This is a genomic window from Kitasatospora sp. NPDC001603 (assembly GCF_040298365.1).
Classification (GTDB): domain Bacteria; phylum Actinomycetota; class Actinomycetes; order Streptomycetales; family Streptomycetaceae; genus Kitasatospora.
The window spans coordinates 45732-65930 of the sequence record NZ_JBEPAA010000009.1 but is presented as its reverse complement, the minus strand read 5'-3'; the positions used below and the strand labels follow the sequence as shown (position 1 = coordinate 65930).

Here is a 20199-nt window from a genome sequence, read left to right as displayed (position 1 = left end):
TGCTGGTAGGCGATGGCCAGGAAGAGTGCACCCGACGACCTGCTCGCCCCGCTGACCCTCGCGGTCGGCCAGGAGGAGCTGCTGCTCGACCGCGCGGTCGCCCAGGTGGTGGCGGCGGCGAGGGCTGCGGACCCGGACACCGATGTGCGGGACCTCCCACCCGGCACCCTGCAGCCCGGCAGCCTCGCCGAGCTGACCACGCCCTCGCTGTTCGCCGAGCGCAAGGTGATCGTCGTCCGGGCCGCCCAGGACCTCTCCGCCGACTCCGTCAAGGAGCTCAAGGCGTACATCGAGGCCCCGGCCGACGAGGTGATCGTGGTGCTGGTGCACGCGGGCGGCGCCAAGGGCAAGGGCCTGCTGGACGCCGGGCGGAAGGCGGGCGGCCGTGAGGTCGCCTGCGCGAAGCTGGCGAAGGCGTCGGACCGGCTGGCCTTCGTCCGGGGAGAGTTCCGCACGCTCGGCCGGTCGGCCACCCCGGAGGCGTGCCAGGCCCTGCTGGACGCGCTCGGCAGCGACCTCCGCGAGCTGGCGGCCGCGTGCAGCCAGCTCACCTCGGACGTCGAGGGCACCATCGACGAGACGGTGGTGGCCCGCTACTACAGCGGCCGGGCCGAGGCCACCGGCTTCGAGGTGGCGGACTTCGCGGTCACCGGCCGGGCCGCCGAGGCGCTGGAGCGGTTGCGCTGGGCGCTGGCCGTCGGGCAGCCGCCGACCGGTATCACCTACGCGCTGGCGTCCGGGGTCCGCAGCATCGGCCGGCTGGCGACCACCGGGCGGAACATGCGCCCGGCCGATCTGGCCCGCGAGCTGGGGATGCCCCCGTGGAAGGTCGAGCGGGTCCGCCAGCAGATGCGCGGCTGGACGGGCGACGGCGTGGCCACGGCCCTGACGGCGATCGCCCAGGCGGACGCGGCCGTCAAGGGCGGTTCCGACGACCCCGCCTTCGCGCTGGAGCGGGCCGTGGTGGCCGTTGCCCGGGCCGCGCGCGCCGGCTCCGGGGGCCGCTCCTACTGATCCCGGCACGGGCGCCCCGGCAACCCGAGCCCGCCCGCCGGGACGCCCGGCCGCCACGAGCAGCTCCTGCGGCCGACCCGACCGACCCGATCGACCCGACCGGCCCCACGGGAAACCCTTCCGACCCGGCCGCCACGACCGGCCCTTACGAGCCGCCGATCGCCTTCAGGATGTCCCGGGTGTCGTCGAGCATCGCGCGGCGGACGGTCTCGCGGTCCAGCGTGGTGTTCTTCCCGACCTGGTAGTTGTCCGTCCAGAACAGGGAGTACGTCATCCCGCCGTCCCGGACCTGTAGGTAGTGGTTGATGTCGTGGAAGGTCTGGTCCGAGCTGGTCGGCTCGTCGCCGTAGGCGAAGTAGGCCTCCTGGCCGAGGTTCGGCACATCGGTGATCTCGTACTTCTGCTGCTCGAAGTAGCTTCGGGTGGCGGCGAATTCGGGCGCGGAGTCGACCGCCCGGTGCAGTTCGGCGCGGATGTCGAGGGTGGCGTAGTCGGCGACGTCGCTCCCGCTGACCGCCCGTTTGACCAGCGCGTAGCACCGCATGATGTCCATGGAGTCGGACCGGCCGGTGTGCTGCAGCGGGTAGTCGGCGACCATGCGGTACTGCTTCTTGAACGCGGTGAGCTTGCCCGACTCGCAGAGCCTGTCGACGGCGTGGTAGCCGTGGAGGCTCTGCGCCGGGGAGCCGCTGTCGACGATCCGCGGCACCAGGGCCACGGCGCCGGACCAGGCGGCCGAGGCCAGGGCGGCGCCGACGAACGCCCAGACGGCGTTGCGGCGCAGGTTTCCGCCCCGCCTGACCGTCCCCTCGCGCGGCCCGGGCCCCCCGGCGGGGGCCGTACCGGGTGAGGGGACGGGCCCCGGAGCGGGGGGAAGTCCGGGCGACGCGGGCAGTCCGGGCGGTGGTCCGAAGCCCGGGGCCGCCCCAGGTGGCGGGGGCTGCTGCGGGAAGCCGCCGAACCCCGGTCCGCCCTGGGCCGGTGGTGGTGGCGGCGGTGGTGGCGTCGTCATAGGTGCCCCCCTGAGCGTCGACGAAGATGCCTGCCACGAAGGTGCCGCCCGGGAACCGTGACTCGCAACGGTGGCCCGAAACGGTGACCCGGAACGCGGTGGCCCCCGGGAGGGGGACGCGACCGCCGCCCGCCCGGTTTCCGTGAGCGCGGCCCCCCGAGCTGCCGTCACCGACCATAGCGGCAGGACCACAGAACGCGACAGAAGCCGCAGGACCCGCAGCCGCAGGACCCGCAGCCGCAGGACCCGCAGCCGCAGCGACAGAAGCCGCAGCCGCAGGACCCGCAGCCGGTCCGCCGGACGACGGGGATCCGCGCGAGAACGTCCGCGGCGGAAGCCCCGGCCGGAAACGACGACTGCCCGCCCGGTGGGGACCGGGCGGGCAGTCGGGGAAGCGCCTACGAACGGGCACTTCCGGTGGATCTTCGTGCACCGCACCCGCGTGGCGAACGCAGGCCGCGTGCGGTGCGAGTCTTGAGCTCGTCCCTCAGGGGACCGGGTAGAGGGCCGGTCCGTCCTGGGACGGTCGGGGCCGTGGGCCCCGGCGGAGTCAGGCCTGGACGGCGTTGACGCGCTTGGTGATGGCCGACTTCTTGTTGGCGGCCTGGTTGGCGTGGATGACGCCCTTGCTGACGGCCTTGTCCAGCGCCTTGGAGGCGGCGCGGGCCAGCACGGTGGCCTTCTCGGTCTCGCCGGCGGCAGCGGCCTCACGGGCCTTGCGCAGGGCGGTCTTCAGCGAGGACTTGACGGCCTTGTTGCGCAGGCGCGCCTTCTCGTTGGTCTTGTTGCGCTTGATCTGGGACTTGATGTTCGCCACGAAGGAGCCTCAGTCTTGTCAGTAAACGGTTCAGGGGTCCCCCCGGCCGAAGGCTGGGGGAGAGTTGCACCGCGCGGCCGCCGGACTGCTGAGAGGGCATGCCTGGGCCAGGTGCAGCGCCCCACGCTACCAGGGGGCACCGCCCGACCCAAACCGGCCGGATCCGGATCAGGCCCGGAGCACCGGCTCGCCGTAGTGCTCGACCTCGGGAAACGGCCGGTAGAAGCGGTGCAGCAGCTCGCGCCACCGCTGGTACTCGGCGGAACGGCGGAACCCCTCCGTGTGGTCCTCCAGCGTCTCCCATTCCACCTGGAGCAGGAACCTGGCGCCGCGGTCCTCGTCGAGGCAGCGGCGCAGCGCGAGGGAGCGGAAGCCGGACTGGACCGCGATCAGCGGCTTCGCCTCCGCGAAGGCGGCGAGGAACGCGTCCTCCTGGCCGGGGACGACGTCGAGGAGGGCGCTTTCCAGGATCATGGACGACCATCCTGCCCCGACCGGTCGGGGCGCGGGAAGGGACGGCCGTTCAAGGGCCCCGCGGCGGCACTTGAACGGACCCGCGGACCAGCCCCGGACGGACTCCCGGACGGACCCGCGCACCGACCCCCGGAGCACCCCCGGCGCGGCCCCGGTGGAACCGAACGGCGGCGGACGTCGCGCTCGTGGGAGGATGGGAAGAACTATTTCGATCGGACGACTGTCCGGTCCCCGGGAAACCGGTCAGCGATGACCCGGACGCCCCCGGCCCCCGGACCAACGGAGAATCGGACCAAGGTGCCCGCGACCCCCAGCAATGTGCCAGAGCCCAGCCGTACCGACCCGGCGCTGATCCGCAACTTCTGCATCATCGCCCACATCGACCACGGCAAGTCGACGCTCGCAGACCGGATGCTCCAGATCACCGGTGTGGTCGACCCGCGGCAGATGCGCGCCCAGTACCTCGACCGCATGGACATCGAGCGTGAGCGCGGCATCACCATCAAGTCGCAGGCCGTCCGCCTCCCATGGGCGCCGAAGACGGGGCCGAACGCCGGCTCGACGCACATCCTCAACATGATCGACACCCCGGGCCACGTGGACTTCACGTACGAGGTGTCCCGTTCCCTCGCCGCCTGCGAGGGCACCGTCCTCGTGGTGGACGCCGCCCAGGGCATCGAGGCGCAGACCCTCGCCAACCTGTACCTGGCGCTGGAGAACGACCTCACGATCGTCCCGGTGCTCAACAAGATCGACCTGCCGGCCGCCCAGCCGGAGAAGTACGCCGCCGAGATCGCGCACATCATCGGCTGCGACCCGGACGACGTGCTCAAGGTCAGCGCCAAGACCGGTCTCGGCGTCGAGGAGCTGCTCGACCACCTGGTCGACAAGATCCCGGCCCCGGTCGGCGTCAAGGACGCCCCGGCCCGCGCGATGATCTTCGACTCGGTCTACGACTCCTACCGCGGCGTGGTCACCTACGTCCGGGTGGTCGACGGCCAGCTCACCAAGCGCGAGCGCATCGCCATGATGTCCACCGGCGCGACCCACGAGCTGCTGGAGATCGGCGTCATCTCGCCGGAGCCGAAGGTCGCCGACGGCCTGGGCGTCGGCGAGGTCGGCTACATCATCACCGGGGTGAAGGACGTCCGGCAGTCCAAGGTCGGTGACACCATCACCTCGATGCACAAGGGTGCGACCGAGGCGCTGGGCGGCTACAAGGACCCGCGTCCGATGGTCTTCTCCGGCCTGTACCCGCTGGACGGCTCGGACTACCCGCTGCTGCGCGACGCCCTCGACAAGCTGCGCCTGAACGACGCCGCGCTGGTCTACGAGCCGGAGACCTCGGTCGCCCTCGGCTTCGGCTACCGCTGCGGCTTCCTCGGCCTGCTGCACCTGGAGATCATCCGGGAGCGCCTGGAGCGCGAGTTCAACCTCGACCTGATCTCCACCGCCCCGAACGTGGTCTACCGCGTCGTGATGGAGGACGGCACCGAGCACACCGTCACCAACCCCAGCGAGTTCCCGACCGGGAAGCTCGCCGAGGTCTACGAGCCGGTCGTGCGCGGCACCATCCTGGCGCCGAACGAGTTCGTCGGCGCCATCATGGAGCTCTGCCAGGCCCGTCGCGGCAACCTCCAGGGCATGGACTACCTCTCCGAGGACCGCGTCGAGCTGCGCTACACCCTGCCGCTCGCCGAGATCGTCTTCGACTTCTTCGACCAGTTGAAGTCCAAGACCCGCGGCTACGGCTCCTTCGACTACGAGCCCATCGGCGAGCAGAGCGCCCAGCTGGTCAAGGTCGACATCCTGCTGCACGGCGACGCGGTGGACGCGTTCTCCGCGATCGTGCACAAGGACAAGGCCTACAACTACGGCGTGATGATGGCCGGCAAGCTGCAGAAGCTGATCCCGCGCCAGCAGTTCGAGGTGCCGATCCAGGCCGCCATCGGCTCCCGGGTGATCGCCCGTGAGACGGTCCGCGCGATCCGCAAGGACGTTCTCGCCAAGTGCTACGGCGGTGACATCTCGCGCAAGCGCAAGCTGCTGGAGAAGCAGAAGGAAGGCAAGAAGCGGATGAAGATGGTCGGCCGCGTGGAGGTCCCGCAGGAGGCCTTCATCGCCGCGCTGTCCACCGACGCCGAGGCGCCGAAGGAGAAGAAGTAGCCGGCGCGAGCCGGGTGTTTCCGGCCGGCCCGACGGGGTCGGCCGCAGCGGTGCCCGACGGGCCCGGGGCGTCTCGCCCCGGGCCCGTCGGCCTGTCCGCACGGTCGGCCTGTCCGCACGGCGGCCGGTCGGTGCGGCGGCCCGGCTCAGGCTCTCAACGCAGCGCCCAGACGACGCCGTTGACGATGGCGGCCTTGGTCAGCCGCCCGGCCCGGCCGGTCAGCACCGAGGGCCGCATCGAGTCGTCGCCGTGGATCAGCTGGACCAGGCCGTCCCGGCGGCCGAGGCTCAGGCACTGCACGGCGTAGCGGAACGCGAAGGGCTTGTCGGTGCGCCCGGTGAGCAGCTTGCCGAGGTAGCGGCCCATCGGCTGGGCGGTGGCGCAGCCCATCCGCAGGGTGCCGGTGCCGGGGACGGTCACCGCGGCGGCGTCGCCGATGACGTGGACCTCCGGGTGCGAGACGGAGCGCAGGTGGCCGTCCACCACCGCCCGGCCGGCCGGGTCGACGGTCAGGCCCGCCTCGGCCGCCAGCGGGTGCGGCTCCATGGCGGCGGCCCAGGCGACCACGTCGGCGGGGATCCGGCCGCCGGTGGTGTCGAGGCCCCCGGCGTCGACCCCGGTGACGGTGTGCCGCTCGTGCACCTCGATCCCGAGCCGGGCCATGACGGTGCGGACGTGGGCCCGGCCACGGGCCGAGAACCAGCCGCCGACCTGTCCGGCGGCGACGATCCGCACCCGCCAGGCGGGGTGGGCCTCGGCGATCTCGGTGGCCAGTTCGATGCCGGTGGCACCGCCGCCGACCACGGCGACGGTGCCGGGCCGCCCGGCGGTGCGCAGCCGCTCGCCCAGTTCGGCGGCCCGCTCGGCGGAGTAGGCGTGCTCGGCGGCGCCGGGGACGGCGTGCCAGGCGGTGCGGCTGCCGAGGGCGTAGACCAGGGTGTCGTAGGGGAGGGCCTCGCCGGTGTCCAGGAAGACCTTGCGGGCGGCGAGGTCCAGGCCGGTGGCCCGGGCCGGGACGTGCCGCACGCCGCGGCCGCGGACCACCTCGGCCAGGGCGGGCCGGTGCTCGGGGAGGCCGGCGGCGGTCTCGTGCTGGCGGACGCGGTGCAGGAAGCGGGTCTCCGGGGCGATCAGGGTCACCCGGTGGCGCCGGCCCGCCCGGGTCGCCGCGGTCAGCCCCGCGTAGCCGGCGCCCAGTACGACGATCTGCTTCTCGGTCATGTCGTCCGCCTCCTCCGAAACGCCCCTGCGGAGCGTTCTGTCGACACGTTCTCGGTGTCCGTTCGGGAAGGGGACGACGCGGCCGGTCAGGGTGTGACGGTGAGCCGCGTCACAGGTCCGTCGGCGTGCCGGGTCACAGGTCCGTCGGCGTGCCGGCGGCGTCGGCCACCCGGGTCAGCTTCTCGGGGTTGACCACCACGAAGGCCTCGGTGATCCGGCCGTCGGCGACGGTGAACGCCAGCACGCCGCCGGGCCGGCCGTCCGCGTCCTGGACGAGCAGCCCCGGCTCGTCGTTGACCAGGGCGGGCACCAGGCTCATGCCCGGCAGGAACCACTTCGCGACCAGGCCGGCCACCAGGCGGGAGACCTTGTCCGCGCCGAGGACCGGGCGGGCGCCGGCGCTGACGACGCCGCCGCCGTCGGAGTGCCAGACCACGTCCGGGTCGAGCACGGCCAGCAGGCCCTCGATGTCGCCGCGGGTGCTGGCCGCCGCGAAGGCGGTCACGGCCTGCCGGTGCTCGGCCGGGTCCGCGGTGGCGCGGCGCCCGCCGTCCTTGACCCGGCGCCGGGCCCGGGAGGCGAGCTGGCGGGCGGCGTCGGGGGAGCGGTCGAGGGAGGCGGCGATCTCGTCGAAGCCGACCGCGAACACGTCGTGCAGCACGAAGGCGGCGCGTTCGGCCGGGGTGAGCTGCTCCAGGACGGCGAGCACCGCCAGCGAGACGGACTCGCCGAGTTCGGCCAGCTCGGCCGGTGAGGCGGGGGAGTCCTGGTAGGAGACGGCCGGTTCGGGCAGCCATTCGCCGAAGTAGGCCTCCCGGCGGGCCCGGGCGGAGCCCAGCTGGTCGTAGCAGAGCCGGGTGACGACGGTGGTCAGGAAGGCGCGCGGGTCGGCGACGGCGGACCGGTCGGTGCCGCGCCAGCGCAGCCAGGCCTCCTGCAGCACGTCCTCGGCGTCGCTGAACGAGCCGAGCAGCCGGTAGGCGACCGAGCCCAGGTAGCGCCGGTGGGCCTCGAAGGCGTCGGGTTGTGCGGCGGCAGCGGCCGACAGGTCGTCACTCACAGGCCCACCGTAGCGGCCCGGGGCGGCGGCCGGAGCGTTCGAGGGGCACCCCGGACGGGGCCCCGGCCTCCCCGTGGGCGGAACGCCGGAGGGGGAGGCCGGGTGACCCCGACCTCCCCCTCCGGTGCGGCCCGCCGGCCCGCCGGTCAGTCCACCTCGGCGACGGCCTCGGCGAACTGCGCCTGGTACAGGCGGGCGTACGCGCCCTCGGCGGCGATCAGCTCGTCGTGCGTGCCCTGTTCGACGATCGAGCCGCTCTCCATCACCAGGATCACGTCGGCGTCCCGGATGGTGGAGAGCCGGTGGGCGATCACGAAGCTGGTGCGGCCGGTGCGCAGCCGGGCCATGGCGCGCTGGATCAGCACCTCGGTCCGGGTGTCGACCGAGCTGGTCGCCTCGTCCAGGACCAGGATCGACGGCTGCGCCAGGAACGCCCGGGCGATGGTGATCAGCTGCTTCTCGCCGGTGCTGACGCCGGTGCCCTCGTCGTCGATGACGGTGTCGTAGCCGTTCGGCAGGGTCCGGACGAAGCGGTCCACGTGGGCGGCCCTGGCCGCCTCGACGACCTGCTCGTGGGTGGCGCCCTGGGCGCCGTAGGCGATGTTCTCGGCGATGGTGCCGCCGAACAGCCAGGTGTCCTGGAGGACCATGCCGATGCCGGAGCGGAGGTCCTCGCGGGACATCGCCGCGATGTCGACCCCGTCCAGGGTGATCCGCCCGCCGCTGACCTCGTAGAACCGCATCAGCAGGTTGACCAGGGTGGTCTTGCCGGCGCCGGTCGGGCCGACGATGGCGACGGTCTGGCCCGGTTCGACCTTCAGCGAGAGGTCGTCGATGAGCGGCTTGTCGGGGTCGTAGCGGAAGGAGACGTCCTGGAAGGCGACCCGGCCGCGGATCGCGTCGGGGCGTTCCGGCATGGCCGGCTCCGGGGTCTGCTCGGTCGCGTCCAGCAGCTCGAAGACGCGCTCGGCGGAGGCGACGCCGGACTGCACCAGGTTGGCCATGCTGGCGACCTGGGTGAGCGGCTGGCTGAACTGCCGCGAGTACTGGATGAACGCCTGCACGTCGCCGATCGACAGCGCGCCGCTGGCGACCCGCAGGCCGCCGACGACGGCCACCAGCACGTACTGCAGGTTGCCGATCAGCATCATCGCGGGCTGGATGATGCCGGAGATGAACTGGGCCCGGAAGCTGGCCGTGTACAGCGCCTCGTTGTGCTCCCGGAAGGTCTCGGCGGACTCCTTCTGCCGGCCGAAGACCTTCACCAGGGCGTGGCCGGTGTACATCTCCTCGATGTGCGCGTTCAGCTGCCCGGTGGACTTCCACTGCTGGACGAACTGCGGCTGCGCCCGCTTGCCGACCCTGGTCGCCACCACGACCGACAGCGGGACGGAGACCAGGGCGATCAGGGCGAGCAGCGGGGAGATCCAGAACATCATGGCGAGCACGCCGACCACGGTGAGCAGTGAGTTCACCACCTGGCCCATGGTCTGCTGCATGGACTGGCCGATGTTGTCGATGTCGTTGGTGACCCGGCTGAGCACCTCGCCGCGGGGCTGCTTGTCGAAGTAGCTGAGCGGCAGCCGGGCGAGCTTGGACTCGACGTCCTGGCGCAGCCGGTAGCTGGCCCGCTGGATCGCCTTGGTGGCGAGCCGGCCCTGGACGATGCCGAAGGCGGCGGAGGCGACGTAGATCGCCAGCACCCAGAGCAGCACGGTGCCGATCGCGCCGAAGTCCATGTGCTGGCCGGGGGTGAAGTCGACCGCGGAGAGCAGGTCAGCGGCGCCGCCGTCGTGCGCCCGCACGTCCGCGACGGCCTGCGCCTTGGAGATGCCGGCCGGGAACTGCTGGCCGACCACGCCGGCGAAGATCAGGTCGGTGGCCCTGCCGAGTACCTTGGGCCCGGTCACGGCGCAGCCGATGCTGAGCACGCCGAGGGCCAGCACGCCGCTGAGCAGGGCGCGTTCGGGGCGGAGCAGGGCGAGCAGCCGCTTGCCCGAGCCCTTGAAGTCCATCGACTTCTCGGAGCCCTGGCCGCCCATGAACCGGCCGGGGCCGGCCGGGCCGCGGCGGGCGGCGGCGGCCTGCGAGTCGCTGGGCACCTCGCCGGAGCCGGGGCCCTTCGTCATGGGCGCCTTCTTCTGCGGGGTGGTCACGCCGCCTCCTGCTCGGTGAGCTGGGAGAGCACGATCTCCCGGTACGTCGGGTTGTCGGCCATCAGTTCGCCGTGGGTGCCGCTGCCGACGACCGCGCCCTCGTCCAGGACGACGATCCGGTCGGCGTCGCGGATGGTGGAGACGCGCTGGGCGACGATCAGCACGGTGGCGTCGGCGGTCTCCCGGGAGAGGGCCCTGCGCAGCCTGGCGTCGGTGGCGTAGTCCAGCGCCGAGAACGAGTCGTCGAACAGGTAGACGCCGGGCTTGCGGACGAGCGCGCGGGCGATCGCCAGGCGCTGGCGCTGGCCGCCGGAGACGTTGCTGCCGCCCTGGGCGATGGGCGCGTCGAGGCCCTCGGGGAAGCGCTCGACGAACTCCTTGGCCTGGGCGACCTCCAGGGCGTGCCAGAGTTCCTCGTCGGTGGCGTCGGGCCGGCCGTAGCGCAGGTTGCTGGCGACGGTGCCGGTGAACAGGTAGGGCTTCTGCGGGACGAGGCCGACGGTCTCGGCGATCGTCTCGGGGGCGAGTTCGCGGACGTCCACGCCGTCCAGCAGGACTTGTCCGGCGGTGGCGTCGAAGAGCCGGGGGACGAGGCCGAGCAGGGTGGACTTGCCGCTGCCGGTGGAGCCGATGACGGCGGTGGTCTCGCCGGGGCGGGCGGTGATGTCGACGCCGCGCAGGACGGAGGCCTCGGCGCCGGGGTAGCGGAACTCGACGGCGCGCAGTTCGAGCTTGCCCCGGGCCAGGAGTTCGGTGACGGGGGTGGCCGGCGGGACGACGCTGGAGCTGGTGTCCAGGACCTCCTGGATGCGCTCGGCGCAGACCTCGGCGCGCGGCACCATCATGAACATGAAGGTGGCCATCATGACGCTCATCAGGATCTGCATCAGGTAGGAGAGGAAGGCGGTCAGCCCGCCGATCTCCATGCCGCCGCTGTCGATGCGCATGGCGCCGAACCAGAGCACGGCGACGCTGGAGGCGTTCACCACCAGCATCACGGCCGGGAACATGAACGACATCAGCTGGCCGACCTGGAGGGCGACCCCGGTCAGGTCCCGGTTGGCGCCGGCGAACCGGGCCTGCTCGTGGTCGTCCTTGACGAAGGCGCGGATGACCCGGATGCCGGTGATCTGCTCGCGCAGGACCCGGTTCACCGTGTCGATCTTCTTCTGCATGCTGCGGAACTTCGGGCGCAGCGCGCGGACGAGCAGGGCGACCACGACGCCCAGCAGGGGGACGACGGCCAGCAGCAGCGCGGAGAGCGGCACGTCCTGGTTGAGCGCCATGACGATGCCGCCGACGCACATGATCGGCGCGGCGACCATCAGGGTGAAGGTCATCAGGGCCAGCATCTGGACCTGCTGGACGTCGTTGGTCGTCCGGGTGATCAGGGAGGGGGCGCCGAAGGAGCCGACCTCGCGGGCGGAGAAGGTCTGCACCCGGTCGAAGACGGCGGCCCGGACGTCCCGGCCGAACGCCATGGCGGTGCGCGCGCCGTAGAAGACGGCACCGATCGAGCAGAGCGCCTGGGCGACGGTGACGGCGATCATCACAGCGCCGATGCGCAGGATGTAACCGGTGTCGCCCTTGACCACGCCCTGGTCGATGATGTCGGCGTTCAGCGTCGGCAGGTAGAGCAGGGCGAGCGTGGACACCAGCTGGAGGAGCACCAGCAGGGAGATCGGTCGGGAGTACGGGCGCAGGTACGCCCTCAGCAGTCTGATCAGCACTGGCACACTCTTGTCTTCGGCAGTGGGGTTCGCATCCCAATTCTCATGCTTCTGTGGACTCGCACAGTTGATTCCGGCCCCGCGCCCCGAGGTTTGTCCAGTCCTTTGCTGAACGCACCGGCGGGCCCGGTTGCGCCGTGCACCGGCGGCTCGGCAGTGTGCCAGCTGTCCTCACCCTCTTACGGAATGACCGGTTTCCCCCTAGGCTGCTGATTGCCCCCTTGTTACTCACCGGTATCGGATCGATTGCCCGGGGGCCCGGCGACCGCCCCCACGGGCGCCGCGACATCCCTCAGACGGCCACCCGCCCCCGGAGGTCCTCGTTGAGTTCCGCGCAGTCCCTGATCGACTCCGGCCGTGCCGACATCGTCGCCGGGCGGCCCGCCTCCGTCGCCCACCTGTTCCTGGAGCGGGTCGCCGCCACGCCGGCGGGTGAGGCCTACCGCTTCCCCGTCCCGGTGGACGAGCACGCGGCGGACGGCGCCCCCGGCGCCGAGCAGTGGCGTTCGCTGACCTGGGCGCAGACCGCCACCCGGGTGTACGCGGTGGCCGCCGGCCTGCTGTCGCTGGGCATCAGCCCGGAGGACCGGGTCGCGCTGATGTCCTCCACCCGGCTGGAGTGGGTCATCGCCGACCTCGGCAACATGTGCGCGGGGGCGGCCACCACGGCCGTCTACCCGAGCACCAACGCCGACGAGACGGCCTACATCCTCTCCGACTCGGGCTCCAGGGCGATCTTCGTCGAGAACGAGAAGCAGCTCGCCAAGGTCGTCGGCGAGCTCGGCCAGCTGCCCGAGCTGCGCACCGCCGTCCTCTTCGACGGCACCGGCCCGGTCGCCGGGGCGTCCGGGCTGAACGTGCTCACCCTGGCCGAGCTGGAGCAGCTCGGCACCGAGTACCTGGAGCAGCACCCGGACGCCGTGCGGCGGGCCGTCGACGCGCTCGACAAGGAGCAGCTGGCGACCCTGATCTACACCTCCGGCACCACCGGCCGCCCCAAGGGCGTGCGGCTGGTCCACGACTGCTGGGCGTACCAGGGGCGGGCGCAGGAGGAGAGCGGGCTGCTGCGCGCGGACGACGTGCAGTTCATGTGGCTGCCGCTGTCGCACGTGTTCGGCAAGAGCCTGATCTGCGGCCAGATCGCCACCGGTCACGTGATGGCGCTGGACGGCCGGGTGGACCGGATCATCCACAACCTGCCGGTGATCCGCCCGACCATGATGGCCTCGGCGCCGCGCATCTTCGAGAAGGTCTACAACGGCATCGCCGGCAAGGCCCGGGCCGAGGGCGGCGCCAAGTACAAGATCTTCATGTGGGCGGCGAAGACCGCCCGCGACTACGCCCGGGTCACCCAGGCCAACCGGATCGCCACCGGGCAGGACAGCGCCCCGCTGGGGCTGCGGGTGCGGCACGCGGTGGCCGACAAGCTGGTGTACGCCAAGATCCGGGCCGCGTTCGGCGGGCGGATGCGCGGCTCGGTCTCCGGCAGTGCCGCGCTGGCACCCGAGATCGGCTACTTCTTCGCCGGCGTCGGCGTGCCCGTCCTGGAGGGCTACGGCCTGACCGAGAGCTCGGCCGGGATCTGCGTCAACCCCGCCGAGGACCTCCGGGTCGGCACCATCGGCACCGTGCTGCCCGGCAGCGAGATCCGGATCGCCGAGGACGGCGAGATCCTGCTGCGCGGCCCCGGCGTCATGCGCGGCTACCACAACCTGCCGGAGAAGACCGCCGAGGTGCTGGAGCCGGACGGCTGGTTCCACACCGAGGACATCGGCGAGATCGGCCAGGACGGCTTCCTGCGGATCACCGACCGCAAGAAGGACATGTTCAAGACCTCCGGCGGCAAGTACGTCGCGCCGAGCGAGGTGGAGGGCAAGTTCAAGGCGGTCTGCCCGTTCGTCAGCAACATCCTGGTGATCGGCAACGGCCGCAACTACTGCACCGCGCTGATCGGCCTGGACGAGTCGGTGATCATGCCGTGGGCGGCCGAGCACGGCCTGGCCGGCAAGTCCTACGCCGAGGTGGTCGGCGACCCGAAGGTGCACCAGCTGGTCGACGGCTTCGTGCAGCGCCTCAACGGCGACCTCCAGCGCTGGCAGACGATCAAGAAGTTCACCCTGCTCCCGCGCGACCTGGACATCGAGCACGGCGAGCTCACGCCGAGCCTGAAGATCAAGCGCCCGGTGGTCGAGCGGACGTACGCGGACGCCGTCACCGAGATGTACGCGGGCGCGAACGAGGCCTGATCCGTCCGTCGTCCCGTACGGCCTCGATGATCACCGGGGCCGTACGGGACAATGGGGTCATGCCCTCCGCACTCCCCGACGGCGAACCCGTGCCGTCCGACGGTTCCCTGCCCGCGCACGCCCTCGCCGGGCTCGGGTCGCGGCCGTTCGGCTTCTACCTGCACGTGCCGTACTGCGCGAGCCGCTGCGGCTACTGCGACTTCAACACCTACACCGCCACCGAGCTGCGCTCCTCCGGCGCCGTCGCCTCCCAGGAGACCTACGCCGACAACGTGGTCGCCGAGATCCGGCTGGCCCGCGAGGTCCTCGGCGACACCGACCTGCCCGTGCGGACCGTCTTCCTCGGCGGCGGCACGCCCACCCTGCTGCCCGCCCGGGACCTGGTGAAGATGCTGGCGGCGATCCGGGCGGAGTTCGGGCTCGCCGACGACGCCGAGGTGACCACCGAGGCCAACCCCGAGTCGGTCGACCCGGCCTACCTCGCCGAACTGCGCGAGGGCGGCTACAACCGGGTCTCCTTCGGCATGCAGAGCGCCCGGCCGCACGTCCTGCGGCTGCTCGACCGCCACCACACCCCGGGCCGCCCGGAGGCCTGCGTGGCCGAGGCCCGCGCGGCCGGCTTCGAGCACGTCAACCTGGACCTCATCTACGGCACCCCCGGCGAGTCCGACGACGACTGGCGGGCCTCCCTGGACGCCGCGATCGGCGCCGGGCCGGACCACGTCTCGGCCTACTCGCTGATCGTCGAGGACGGCACCAAGCTGGCCGCCCGGGTCAAGCGCGGCGAGCTGCCGATGATCGACGACGACGTGCACGCCGACCGCTACCTGATCGCCGAGCAGGCGCTCGCCGCCGCCGGCTACTCCTGGTACGAGGTCTCCAACTGGGCCACCACCCCGCAGGGCCGCTGCCGCCACAACGAGCTCTACTGGACCGGCGGCGACTGGTGGGGCGCCGGCCCCGGCGCGCACAGCCACGTCGGCGGCGTCCGCTGGTGGAACGCCAAGCACCCGGCCGGCTACGCCCGCGCCCTCGCCGAGCGCCGCACCCCGGCCCAGGGCCGCGAGCGGCTCACCGACGAGGACCGCCGGGTCGAGCGCATCCTGCTCGAACTGCGCCTCGCCGAGGGCATCCCGCTGGACCTGCTCACGGCGACCGGCCGCGCGGCCGCCGACCGGCACCTCGCCGACGGCCTGCTCGACCGCACCACCCACGAGCGCGGCCGGGCCACCCTGACCCTCCAGGGCCGCCTCCTGGCCGACGCCGTGGTCCGCGACCTGGTGGACTGAGAGTCGTTGCCGTGGTGCCAGCCGCCGGCTCGCGGTCGCGGGCCCACGGCTGACCGGTCAGTCCTCCAGGGTGACGAAGTCGATCAGTTCCTCGACCTTCGCCAGCAGGGCGGGCTCCAGGTCCTTGAAGGAGTCGACCGAGGCGAGGATCCGCTTCCACGCGGCGGGGGTGTCGGCCGGCCAGCCGAGGCGGCGGCAGACGCCCCCCTTCCAGTCCTCGCCGTAGGGGACGTCCGGCCAGCCGGGGATGCCGACGGAGGAGGGCTTCACGGCCTGCCAGACGTCGATGTACGGGTGGCCGACGACCAGCACGGCGTCGCCGGTGACCCGGGCGGCGATCCGGTGCTCCTTGGTGCCGGGGAGCAGGTGGTCGACCAGGACGCCGAGCCGGCGGCCCGGGCCGGGGGCGAAGTCGGCGACGATCGCGGGCAGGTCGTCGATGCCCTCCAGGTACTCGACGACGACGCCCTCGATCCGCAGGTCGTCCCCCCAGACCCGCTCGACCAGTTCGGCGTCGTGCCGCCCCTCGACGTAGATCCGCGACTCCCGGGCCACCCGGGCCCGCGCTCCGGGGACGGCGACCGAGCCGGAGGCCGTCCGGCCCGGCGCGCGCGGGGGAGCCGGCGCGGCGGCGGCGGGGCGGACCAGGGTGACGGTCCGGCCCTCCAGCAGGAAGCCGCGCGGCACCAGCGGGAACACCCGCCGCTTGCCGAACCGGTCCTCCAGGGTGACGGTGAACCCCTCGGCGGTCTTCTCGCAGCGCACCACCGCGCCGCAGAAGCCGGTCGCGGCCTCCTCGACCACGAGGTCCCGGTCGGCGGGCACCTCGGGGGCGGGCTGCTGCCGCTTCCACGGCGGGGTGAGGTCGGGTCCGTACTGGCGGCTGCGCATGCAGGTGACTATAGGCAGGCCCGACGGGGCGTCACAGGCCCGGCGCGCCCCAGACCGGGAACCAGCGGGTGAGGTCCTTCTCCAGCCGCAGGTCGTTCCCCAGCATGGCGTTGACCTGCAGTTCCAGCGGGCTGTCGCGCTTCTCCCCGCCGCCCGGCACCGGCGCGAACGGGTAGAAGGTGCCGCGCTTGTACAGGTAGACCAGCGCCAGCGGCTGCCCCTCGGCGCCGCGGAAGGCCACCAGCGAGCAGAGCAGCTGCGGGCCGAAGCCGTTCCCCTCCAGCTCGCTGTTGACCGCGTGCAGGTCGTTGACCAGCTCCGGCAGCTCCTTGGGGGTGTGCCGGGCGAGCAGCCAGGAGTAGCCGTAGGCGTCCTTGGAGGCCTCCACCGGGACGCCGCCGCGCTCGGTGTCGGCGTCCAGCAGGGCCCGGACCTGCCGCTCGACCTCGACGAAGGCGCCGCCCTCGACCGAGGAGAAGCAGACCGACCCGACGCCGGTCGGCCGGAAGCCGGCCGCCGCCTCCAGGGTCAGCGCGGCCGAGGGCACGCCGAACAGCTGGTCGAGGTCGGGCCGGACGGGCTTGGTGCGGCCGAACAGTGCGTCCAGGATTCCCACGGCGGTCCCCTCCGGGGCGGGTCGTCGGCTCAGCGGCCGAGCTGGGTGGAGATCTTCGCCAGCTGCTCCAGCCGCTTCTCCAGCGAGGGGTGGGTGGAGAACAGCTGCGAGGCGGCCTCCCGGGCGCTCAGCGCGGGGGCGAAGTAGAAGGCGTTGTACGGCTGGGCCTGGCGCAGGTCCTTGGTCGGGATCGCGGCGATCTGGCCGGTCACCTTGGTGAGCGCCGAGGCCAGTGCGCTGGGCCGGCCGGTGAGCTGGGCGGCGGCCCGGTCGGCGGCCAGCTCCCGGTAGCGGGAGAGCAGCCGGGTCAGCAGGAAGCTGATCGCGTACACCACCACCGACACCAGCGGGATGACCAGCGCGGCGATCGCGGCGTTGGAGTCGTTGCTGTTGCGGCCGCCGCCCATGAAGCCGCCGTACATCGCGATCCGGGTCATCGCCCCGGCCAGTACGCCGAGGAAGCCGGCGATGGTCATCACCGCGACGTCCCGGTGGGCGACGTGCGACAGCTCGTGCGCCAGGACGCCCTCCAGTTCCTCCGGTTCCAGCCGCCGCAGCAGCCCGGTGGTGACGCAGACCACCGCGTTCTGCGGGTTGCGGCCGGTCGCGAAGGCGTTCGGCATGTCGTTGTCGGCGACCGCCACCCGGGGTTTGGGCATGTCGGCGAGGGCGCAGAGCCGGTCGACGGTGCCGTGCAGCTGGGGGTACTGCTCCGGGGTCACCCGGTGGGCGCCCATCGCCCGTTCGGTGATCTTGTCGCTGAACCAGAACTGGGCCACGAACAGCCCGCCGGAGATCAGCACGATCAGTGGCCAGGCGCCGCGCAGCAGCGCGATCAGCAGGCCGGTGAAACCCACGTACAGGAGCCCGATCACGAACATGGTCCCGACCATCCGGCCGGTCAGGCCGCGGTCCGGGGCGAAGCGGGTGGGCTGGCCCGAGGTCGACATCGCTGGTCCTCCGTTCGCCGTTCGCTATCGATGCTGCCACCCGGCCGGTCCCGCGGCATCACCCGCGCGCCGCGCGATGCGGGCAGGATCACCCCGGCGGTGCCGTTCCTGCCGTCGGACCCGGGCCTTACACTGGCAGGTACGGTTCTGGCACTCCTCTGTTCAGAGTGCCAAAGGCCGCGGTCCGCCCGGCGGACCGCACCATGCCGGAACGACACACGTCACCACGGACAACGTGCGAAGAGGGAGGTGCGTGCCCCATGGCCGGTGAGGTCCGCCAGCTCGACGAACGCAAGCTCGCCGTGCTCCGCGCCATCGTCCAGGACTACGTGGGCACCGAGGAGCCGGTCGGCTCCAAGGCTCTCGTCGAACGCCACAACCTCGGGGTCTCCCCGGCCACCGTCCGCAACGACATGGCCGCGCTGGAGGAGGACGGCTTCATCCACCAGCCGCACACCAGCGCCGGGCGGATCCCCACCGACAAGGGGTACCGCCTCTTCGTCGACCGGCTCGCCGAGGTCAAGCCGATGAGCGCGCCCGAGCGGCGGGCGATCCGGCACTTCCTGGACGGCGCGGTGGACCTGGACGACGTGGTCGCCCGCACGGTCCGGCTGCTCGCCCAGCTCACCCGGCAGGTGGCGGTGGTCCAGTACCCCTCGCTCTCCCGCTCCACGGTGCGCCACATCGAGCTGGTCGCGCTCGCTCCGGCCAAGGTCATGCTGGTCCTGATCACCAACACCGGCCGGGTCGAGCAGCGGATGGTCGACTGCCCGGGTCCGGTCGGCGAGGTGGTCCTCGCGGACCTCCGTGCCAAGATCAACACGAGGGCCGTCGGCGTGCGGCTGCCCGACGTGCCGGGGCTGCTGGACGAGCTCCCGGCGATGTTCGAGGCGGTGGACCGGCCGGCCGTCACCATCGTCCTGGCGACGCTCTTCGAGGCGCTCGCCGAGCAGAACGAGGAGCGGATCATGCTGGCCGGCACGGCCAACCTGACCCGCTTCGGCCACGACTTCCCGCTCACCATCCAGCCGGTGCTGGAGGCGCTGGAGGAGCAGGTCGTCCTGCTGCGCCTCCTGGGTGAGACGGCGGACGCCGGGATGACGGTCCGGATCGGCCGGGAGAACGCGTACGAAGGGCTCAATTCCACCTCGGTCGTCTCGGTCGGTTACGGTTCGGGCGACGAGAGCGTGGCCAAACTGGGTGTGATCGGTCCGACCCGGATGGACTATCCGGGCACAATGGGGGCGGTGCGAGCGGTGGCACGGTACGTGGGCCAGATCCTGGCCGAGTCGTAGGGAACGACCGGTGTCACACGGATGACACCGGTACCAGTCGCAAGCACTTCTACAGGCGGAACAAGCGGAGCATTTGGTGGCCACGGACTACTACGCGGTACTCGGCGTCCGACGGGATGCGGGGCAGGACGAGATCAAGAAGGCGTTCCGGCGCCTGGCGCGCGAACTGCACCCGGACGTCAACCCCGACCCGAAGACGCAGGAGCGGTTCAAGGAGATCAACGCCGCCTACGAGGTCCTCTCCGACCCGCAGAAGCGGCAGGTCTACGACCTCGGCGGGGATCCCCTCTCGCCCAACGGCGGAGGCGCGGGCGGCTTCGGCGCGGGCGCGGCCGGGTTCGGCTTCTCCGACATCATGGACGCGTTCTTCGGCGCGGCCGCCGGTCAGCGCGGCCCGCGCTCGCGCACCCGGCGCGGCCAGGACGCCATGATCCGGCTGGAGATCACCCTGGAGGAGGCCGCGTTCGGCACCACCAAGGAACTCCAGGTCGACACCGCCGTCACCTGCACCACGTGCAGCGGCGAGGGCGCCGCCCCCGGCACCTCCGCGCAGACCTGTGACATGTGTCGCGGCAAGGGCGAGGTCTCCCAGGTCACCCGGTCCTTCCTGGGCCAGGTCATGACCTCCCGGCCCTGCCCGCAGTGCCAGGGCTTCGGCACCGTCGTGCCGACCCCGTGCCCGGAGTGCGCCGGCGACGGCCGCGTGCGGGCCCGCCGCACCCTGACCGTGAAGATCCCGGCCGGTGTCGACAACGGCACCCGGATCCAGCTGGCCGGCGAGGGCGAGGTCGGCCCCGGCGGCGGCCCGGCCGGCGACCTCTACGTCGAGATCGCCGAGAGCACCCACCCGACCTTCCAGCGCCGCGGCGACGACCTGCACTGCACGGTCACCATCCCGATGACGGCCGCCTCGCTCGGCACCCAGGTGCCGCTGCAGACCCTGGACGGGCTGGAGGAGGTCGACATCCGGCCCGGCACCCAGTCCGGCCAGTCGATCCCGCTGCACGCCCGCGGCATCACCCATCTGCGCGGCGGCGGCCGGGGCGACTTGATAGTGCACGTCGAGGTGCAGACGCCCACCAAGCTCGACCCCGAGCAGGAGGACCTGCTGCGCCGGCTCGCGGTGCTGCGCGGCGAGGAGCGGCCCTCCGGGCAGTTCGCGCCGGGCCAGCAGGGGCTGTTCTCCCGGCTGAAGGACGCCTTCAACGGCCGCTGACCGTACCGGCGCCCGGTGCCCCGCTCCCGGCGGGTCACCGGGCGC

At 72.4% G+C, this 20199-nt stretch carries 16 protein-coding genes; 6 read left to right on the top strand and 10 right to left on the bottom strand.

What is annotated here, in order from left to right:
* Nucleotides 1-12: 12 nt before the first annotated feature.
* Nucleotides 13-1014 (top strand): DNA polymerase III subunit delta, encoded by a 1002-nt coding sequence (holA, locus tag ABT263_RS08860; RefSeq protein ID WP_329487601.1) that lies wholly within the window; start codon nt 13-15, stop codon nt 1012-1014.
* Nucleotides 1015-1159: 145 nt separating this feature from the next.
* Here the strand turns inward: holA and ABT263_RS08855 are convergent, their stop codons facing one another.
* The 3 genes from ABT263_RS08855 to ABT263_RS08845 all read right to left on the bottom strand — a co-directional run bounded on the left by ABT263_RS08855 (nt 1160) and on the right by ABT263_RS08845 (nt 3317).
* The gene (locus tag ABT263_RS08855) at nt 1160-2026 is read right to left on the bottom strand and encodes a hypothetical protein (RefSeq protein ID WP_352289116.1); all 867 of its coding nucleotides are present in this window, start codon (nt 2024-2026) and stop codon (nt 1160-1162) included.
* Between the two features lie 550 nt (nt 2027-2576).
* A complete protein-coding gene (rpsT, locus tag ABT263_RS08850; RefSeq protein ID WP_329487599.1) occupies nt 2577-2843 on the bottom strand; it encodes a 30S ribosomal protein S20 in 267 nt (88 codons plus the stop codon).
* Between the two features lie 168 nt (nt 2844-3011).
* On the bottom strand, nt 3012-3317 hold the full coding sequence (locus tag ABT263_RS08845; RefSeq protein WP_352289113.1) for an antibiotic biosynthesis monooxygenase family protein: 306 nt from the start codon (nt 3315-3317) through the stop codon (nt 3012-3014).
* A 297-nt stretch (nt 3318-3614) separates the two neighbouring features.
* Here ABT263_RS08845 and lepA point away from each other — a divergent pair, with 297 nt between their 5' ends.
* Entirely contained in the window at nt 3615-5483 is a 1869-nt protein-coding gene (gene lepA / locus ABT263_RS08840; RefSeq protein WP_352289110.1) for a translation elongation factor 4, read from the top strand.
* Between the two features lie 154 nt (nt 5484-5637).
* On the opposite strand, the gene ABT263_RS08835 is transcribed toward lepA, so the two are convergent.
* The 4 genes from ABT263_RS08835 to ABT263_RS08820 all read right to left on the bottom strand — a co-directional run bounded on the left by ABT263_RS08835 (nt 5638) and on the right by ABT263_RS08820 (nt 11651).
* A complete protein-coding gene (locus ABT263_RS08835) occupies nt 5638-6705 on the bottom strand; it encodes an NAD(P)/FAD-dependent oxidoreductase (protein ID WP_352289107.1) in 1068 nt (355 codons plus the stop codon).
* A 133-nt stretch (nt 6706-6838) separates the two neighbouring features.
* Nucleotides 6839-7765 (bottom strand): RNA polymerase sigma factor SigJ, encoded by a 927-nt coding sequence (sigJ, locus tag ABT263_RS08830; RefSeq protein WP_352289104.1) that lies wholly within the window; start codon nt 7763-7765, stop codon nt 6839-6841.
* A 146-nt stretch (nt 7766-7911) separates the two neighbouring features.
* Nucleotides 7912-9894 (bottom strand): ABC transporter ATP-binding protein, encoded by a 1983-nt coding sequence (locus ABT263_RS08825; protein ID WP_352289289.1) that lies wholly within the window; start codon nt 9892-9894, stop codon nt 7912-7914.
* A gap of 23 nt (nt 9895-9917) precedes the next feature.
* Complete coding sequence (locus ABT263_RS08820; RefSeq protein WP_352289101.1) at nt 9918-11651, bottom strand: ABC transporter ATP-binding protein; 1734 nt, start codon at nt 11649-11651, stop codon at nt 9918-9920.
* A gap of 323 nt (nt 11652-11974) precedes the next feature.
* Between ABT263_RS08820 and ABT263_RS08815 the strand changes: the two genes are divergently transcribed.
* Complete coding sequence (locus ABT263_RS08815) at nt 11975-13897, top strand: AMP-dependent synthetase/ligase (protein ID WP_352289098.1); 1923 nt, start codon at nt 11975-11977, stop codon at nt 13895-13897.
* A 59-nt stretch (nt 13898-13956) separates the two neighbouring features.
* A complete protein-coding gene (gene hemW / locus ABT263_RS08810; RefSeq protein WP_329487592.1) occupies nt 13957-15186 on the top strand; it encodes a radical SAM family heme chaperone HemW in 1230 nt (409 codons plus the stop codon).
* 57 nt (nt 15187-15243) lie between these two features.
* Here the strand turns inward: hemW and ABT263_RS08805 are convergent, their stop codons facing one another.
* Genes ABT263_RS08805 through htpX form a run of 3 tightly spaced genes read right to left on the bottom strand, consistent with a single transcriptional unit; the run spans nt 15244 to nt 17643 of the window.
* Complete coding sequence (locus ABT263_RS08805) at nt 15244-16077, bottom strand: DUF3097 domain-containing protein (protein WP_329487591.1); 834 nt, start codon at nt 16075-16077, stop codon at nt 15244-15246.
* A gap of 31 nt (nt 16078-16108) precedes the next feature.
* Complete coding sequence (pspAB, locus tag ABT263_RS08800) at nt 16109-16693, bottom strand: PspA-associated protein PspAB (RefSeq protein ID WP_352289095.1); 585 nt, start codon at nt 16691-16693, stop codon at nt 16109-16111.
* A gap of 29 nt (nt 16694-16722) precedes the next feature.
* Entirely contained in the window at nt 16723-17643 is a 921-nt protein-coding gene (gene htpX / locus ABT263_RS08795) for a zinc metalloprotease HtpX (RefSeq protein ID WP_352289092.1), read from the bottom strand.
* A gap of 260 nt (nt 17644-17903) precedes the next feature.
* On the opposite strand from htpX, the gene hrcA reads away from it, so the two are divergent.
* Entirely contained in the window at nt 17904-18938 is a 1035-nt protein-coding gene (gene hrcA / locus ABT263_RS08790) for a heat-inducible transcriptional repressor HrcA (RefSeq protein WP_329487588.1), read from the top strand.
* Nucleotides 18939-19014: 76 nt separating this feature from the next.
* Nucleotides 19015-20154 carry a molecular chaperone DnaJ gene (gene dnaJ, locus ABT263_RS08785; protein ID WP_329487587.1) on the top strand — a complete coding sequence of 380 codons (1140 nt, stop codon included), beginning with the start codon at nt 19015-19017 and terminating at the stop codon, nt 20152-20154.
* The last annotated feature ends 45 nt before the right edge of the window (nt 20155-20199 follow it).

What these genes read in the sequence shown, in the direction of transcription:
- holA (WP_329487601.1), top strand. Translation starts at nt 13, where the DNA reads ATGGCCAGGAAGAGTGCACCCGACGACCTGCTCGCCCCGCTGACCCTC.
- ABT263_RS08855 (WP_352289116.1), bottom strand. Translation starts at nt 2,026, where the DNA reads ATGACGACGCCACCACCGCCGCCACCACCACCGGCCCAGGGCGGACCG.
- ABT263_RS08845 (WP_352289113.1), bottom strand. Translation starts at nt 3,317, where the DNA reads ATGATCCTGGAAAGCGCCCTCCTCGACGTCGTCCCCGGCCAGGAGGAC.
- ABT263_RS08835 (WP_352289107.1), bottom strand. Translation starts at nt 6,705, where the DNA reads ATGACCGAGAAGCAGATCGTCGTACTGGGCGCCGGCTACGCGGGGCTG.
- ABT263_RS08825 (WP_352289289.1), bottom strand. Translation starts at nt 9,894, where the DNA reads ATGACGAAGGGCCCCGGCTCCGGCGAGGTGCCCAGCGACTCGCAGGCC.
- hemW (WP_329487592.1), top strand. Translation starts at nt 13,957, where the DNA reads ATGCCCTCCGCACTCCCCGACGGCGAACCCGTGCCGTCCGACGGTTCC.
- ABT263_RS08805 (WP_329487591.1), bottom strand. Translation starts at nt 16,077, where the DNA reads ATGCGCAGCCGCCAGTACGGACCCGACCTCACCCCGCCGTGGAAGCGG.
- htpX (WP_352289092.1), bottom strand. Translation starts at nt 17,643, where the DNA reads ATGTCGACCTCGGGCCAGCCCACCCGCTTCGCCCCGGACCGCGGCCTG.
- hrcA (WP_329487588.1), top strand. Translation starts at nt 17,904, where the DNA reads ATGGCCGGTGAGGTCCGCCAGCTCGACGAACGCAAGCTCGCCGTGCTC.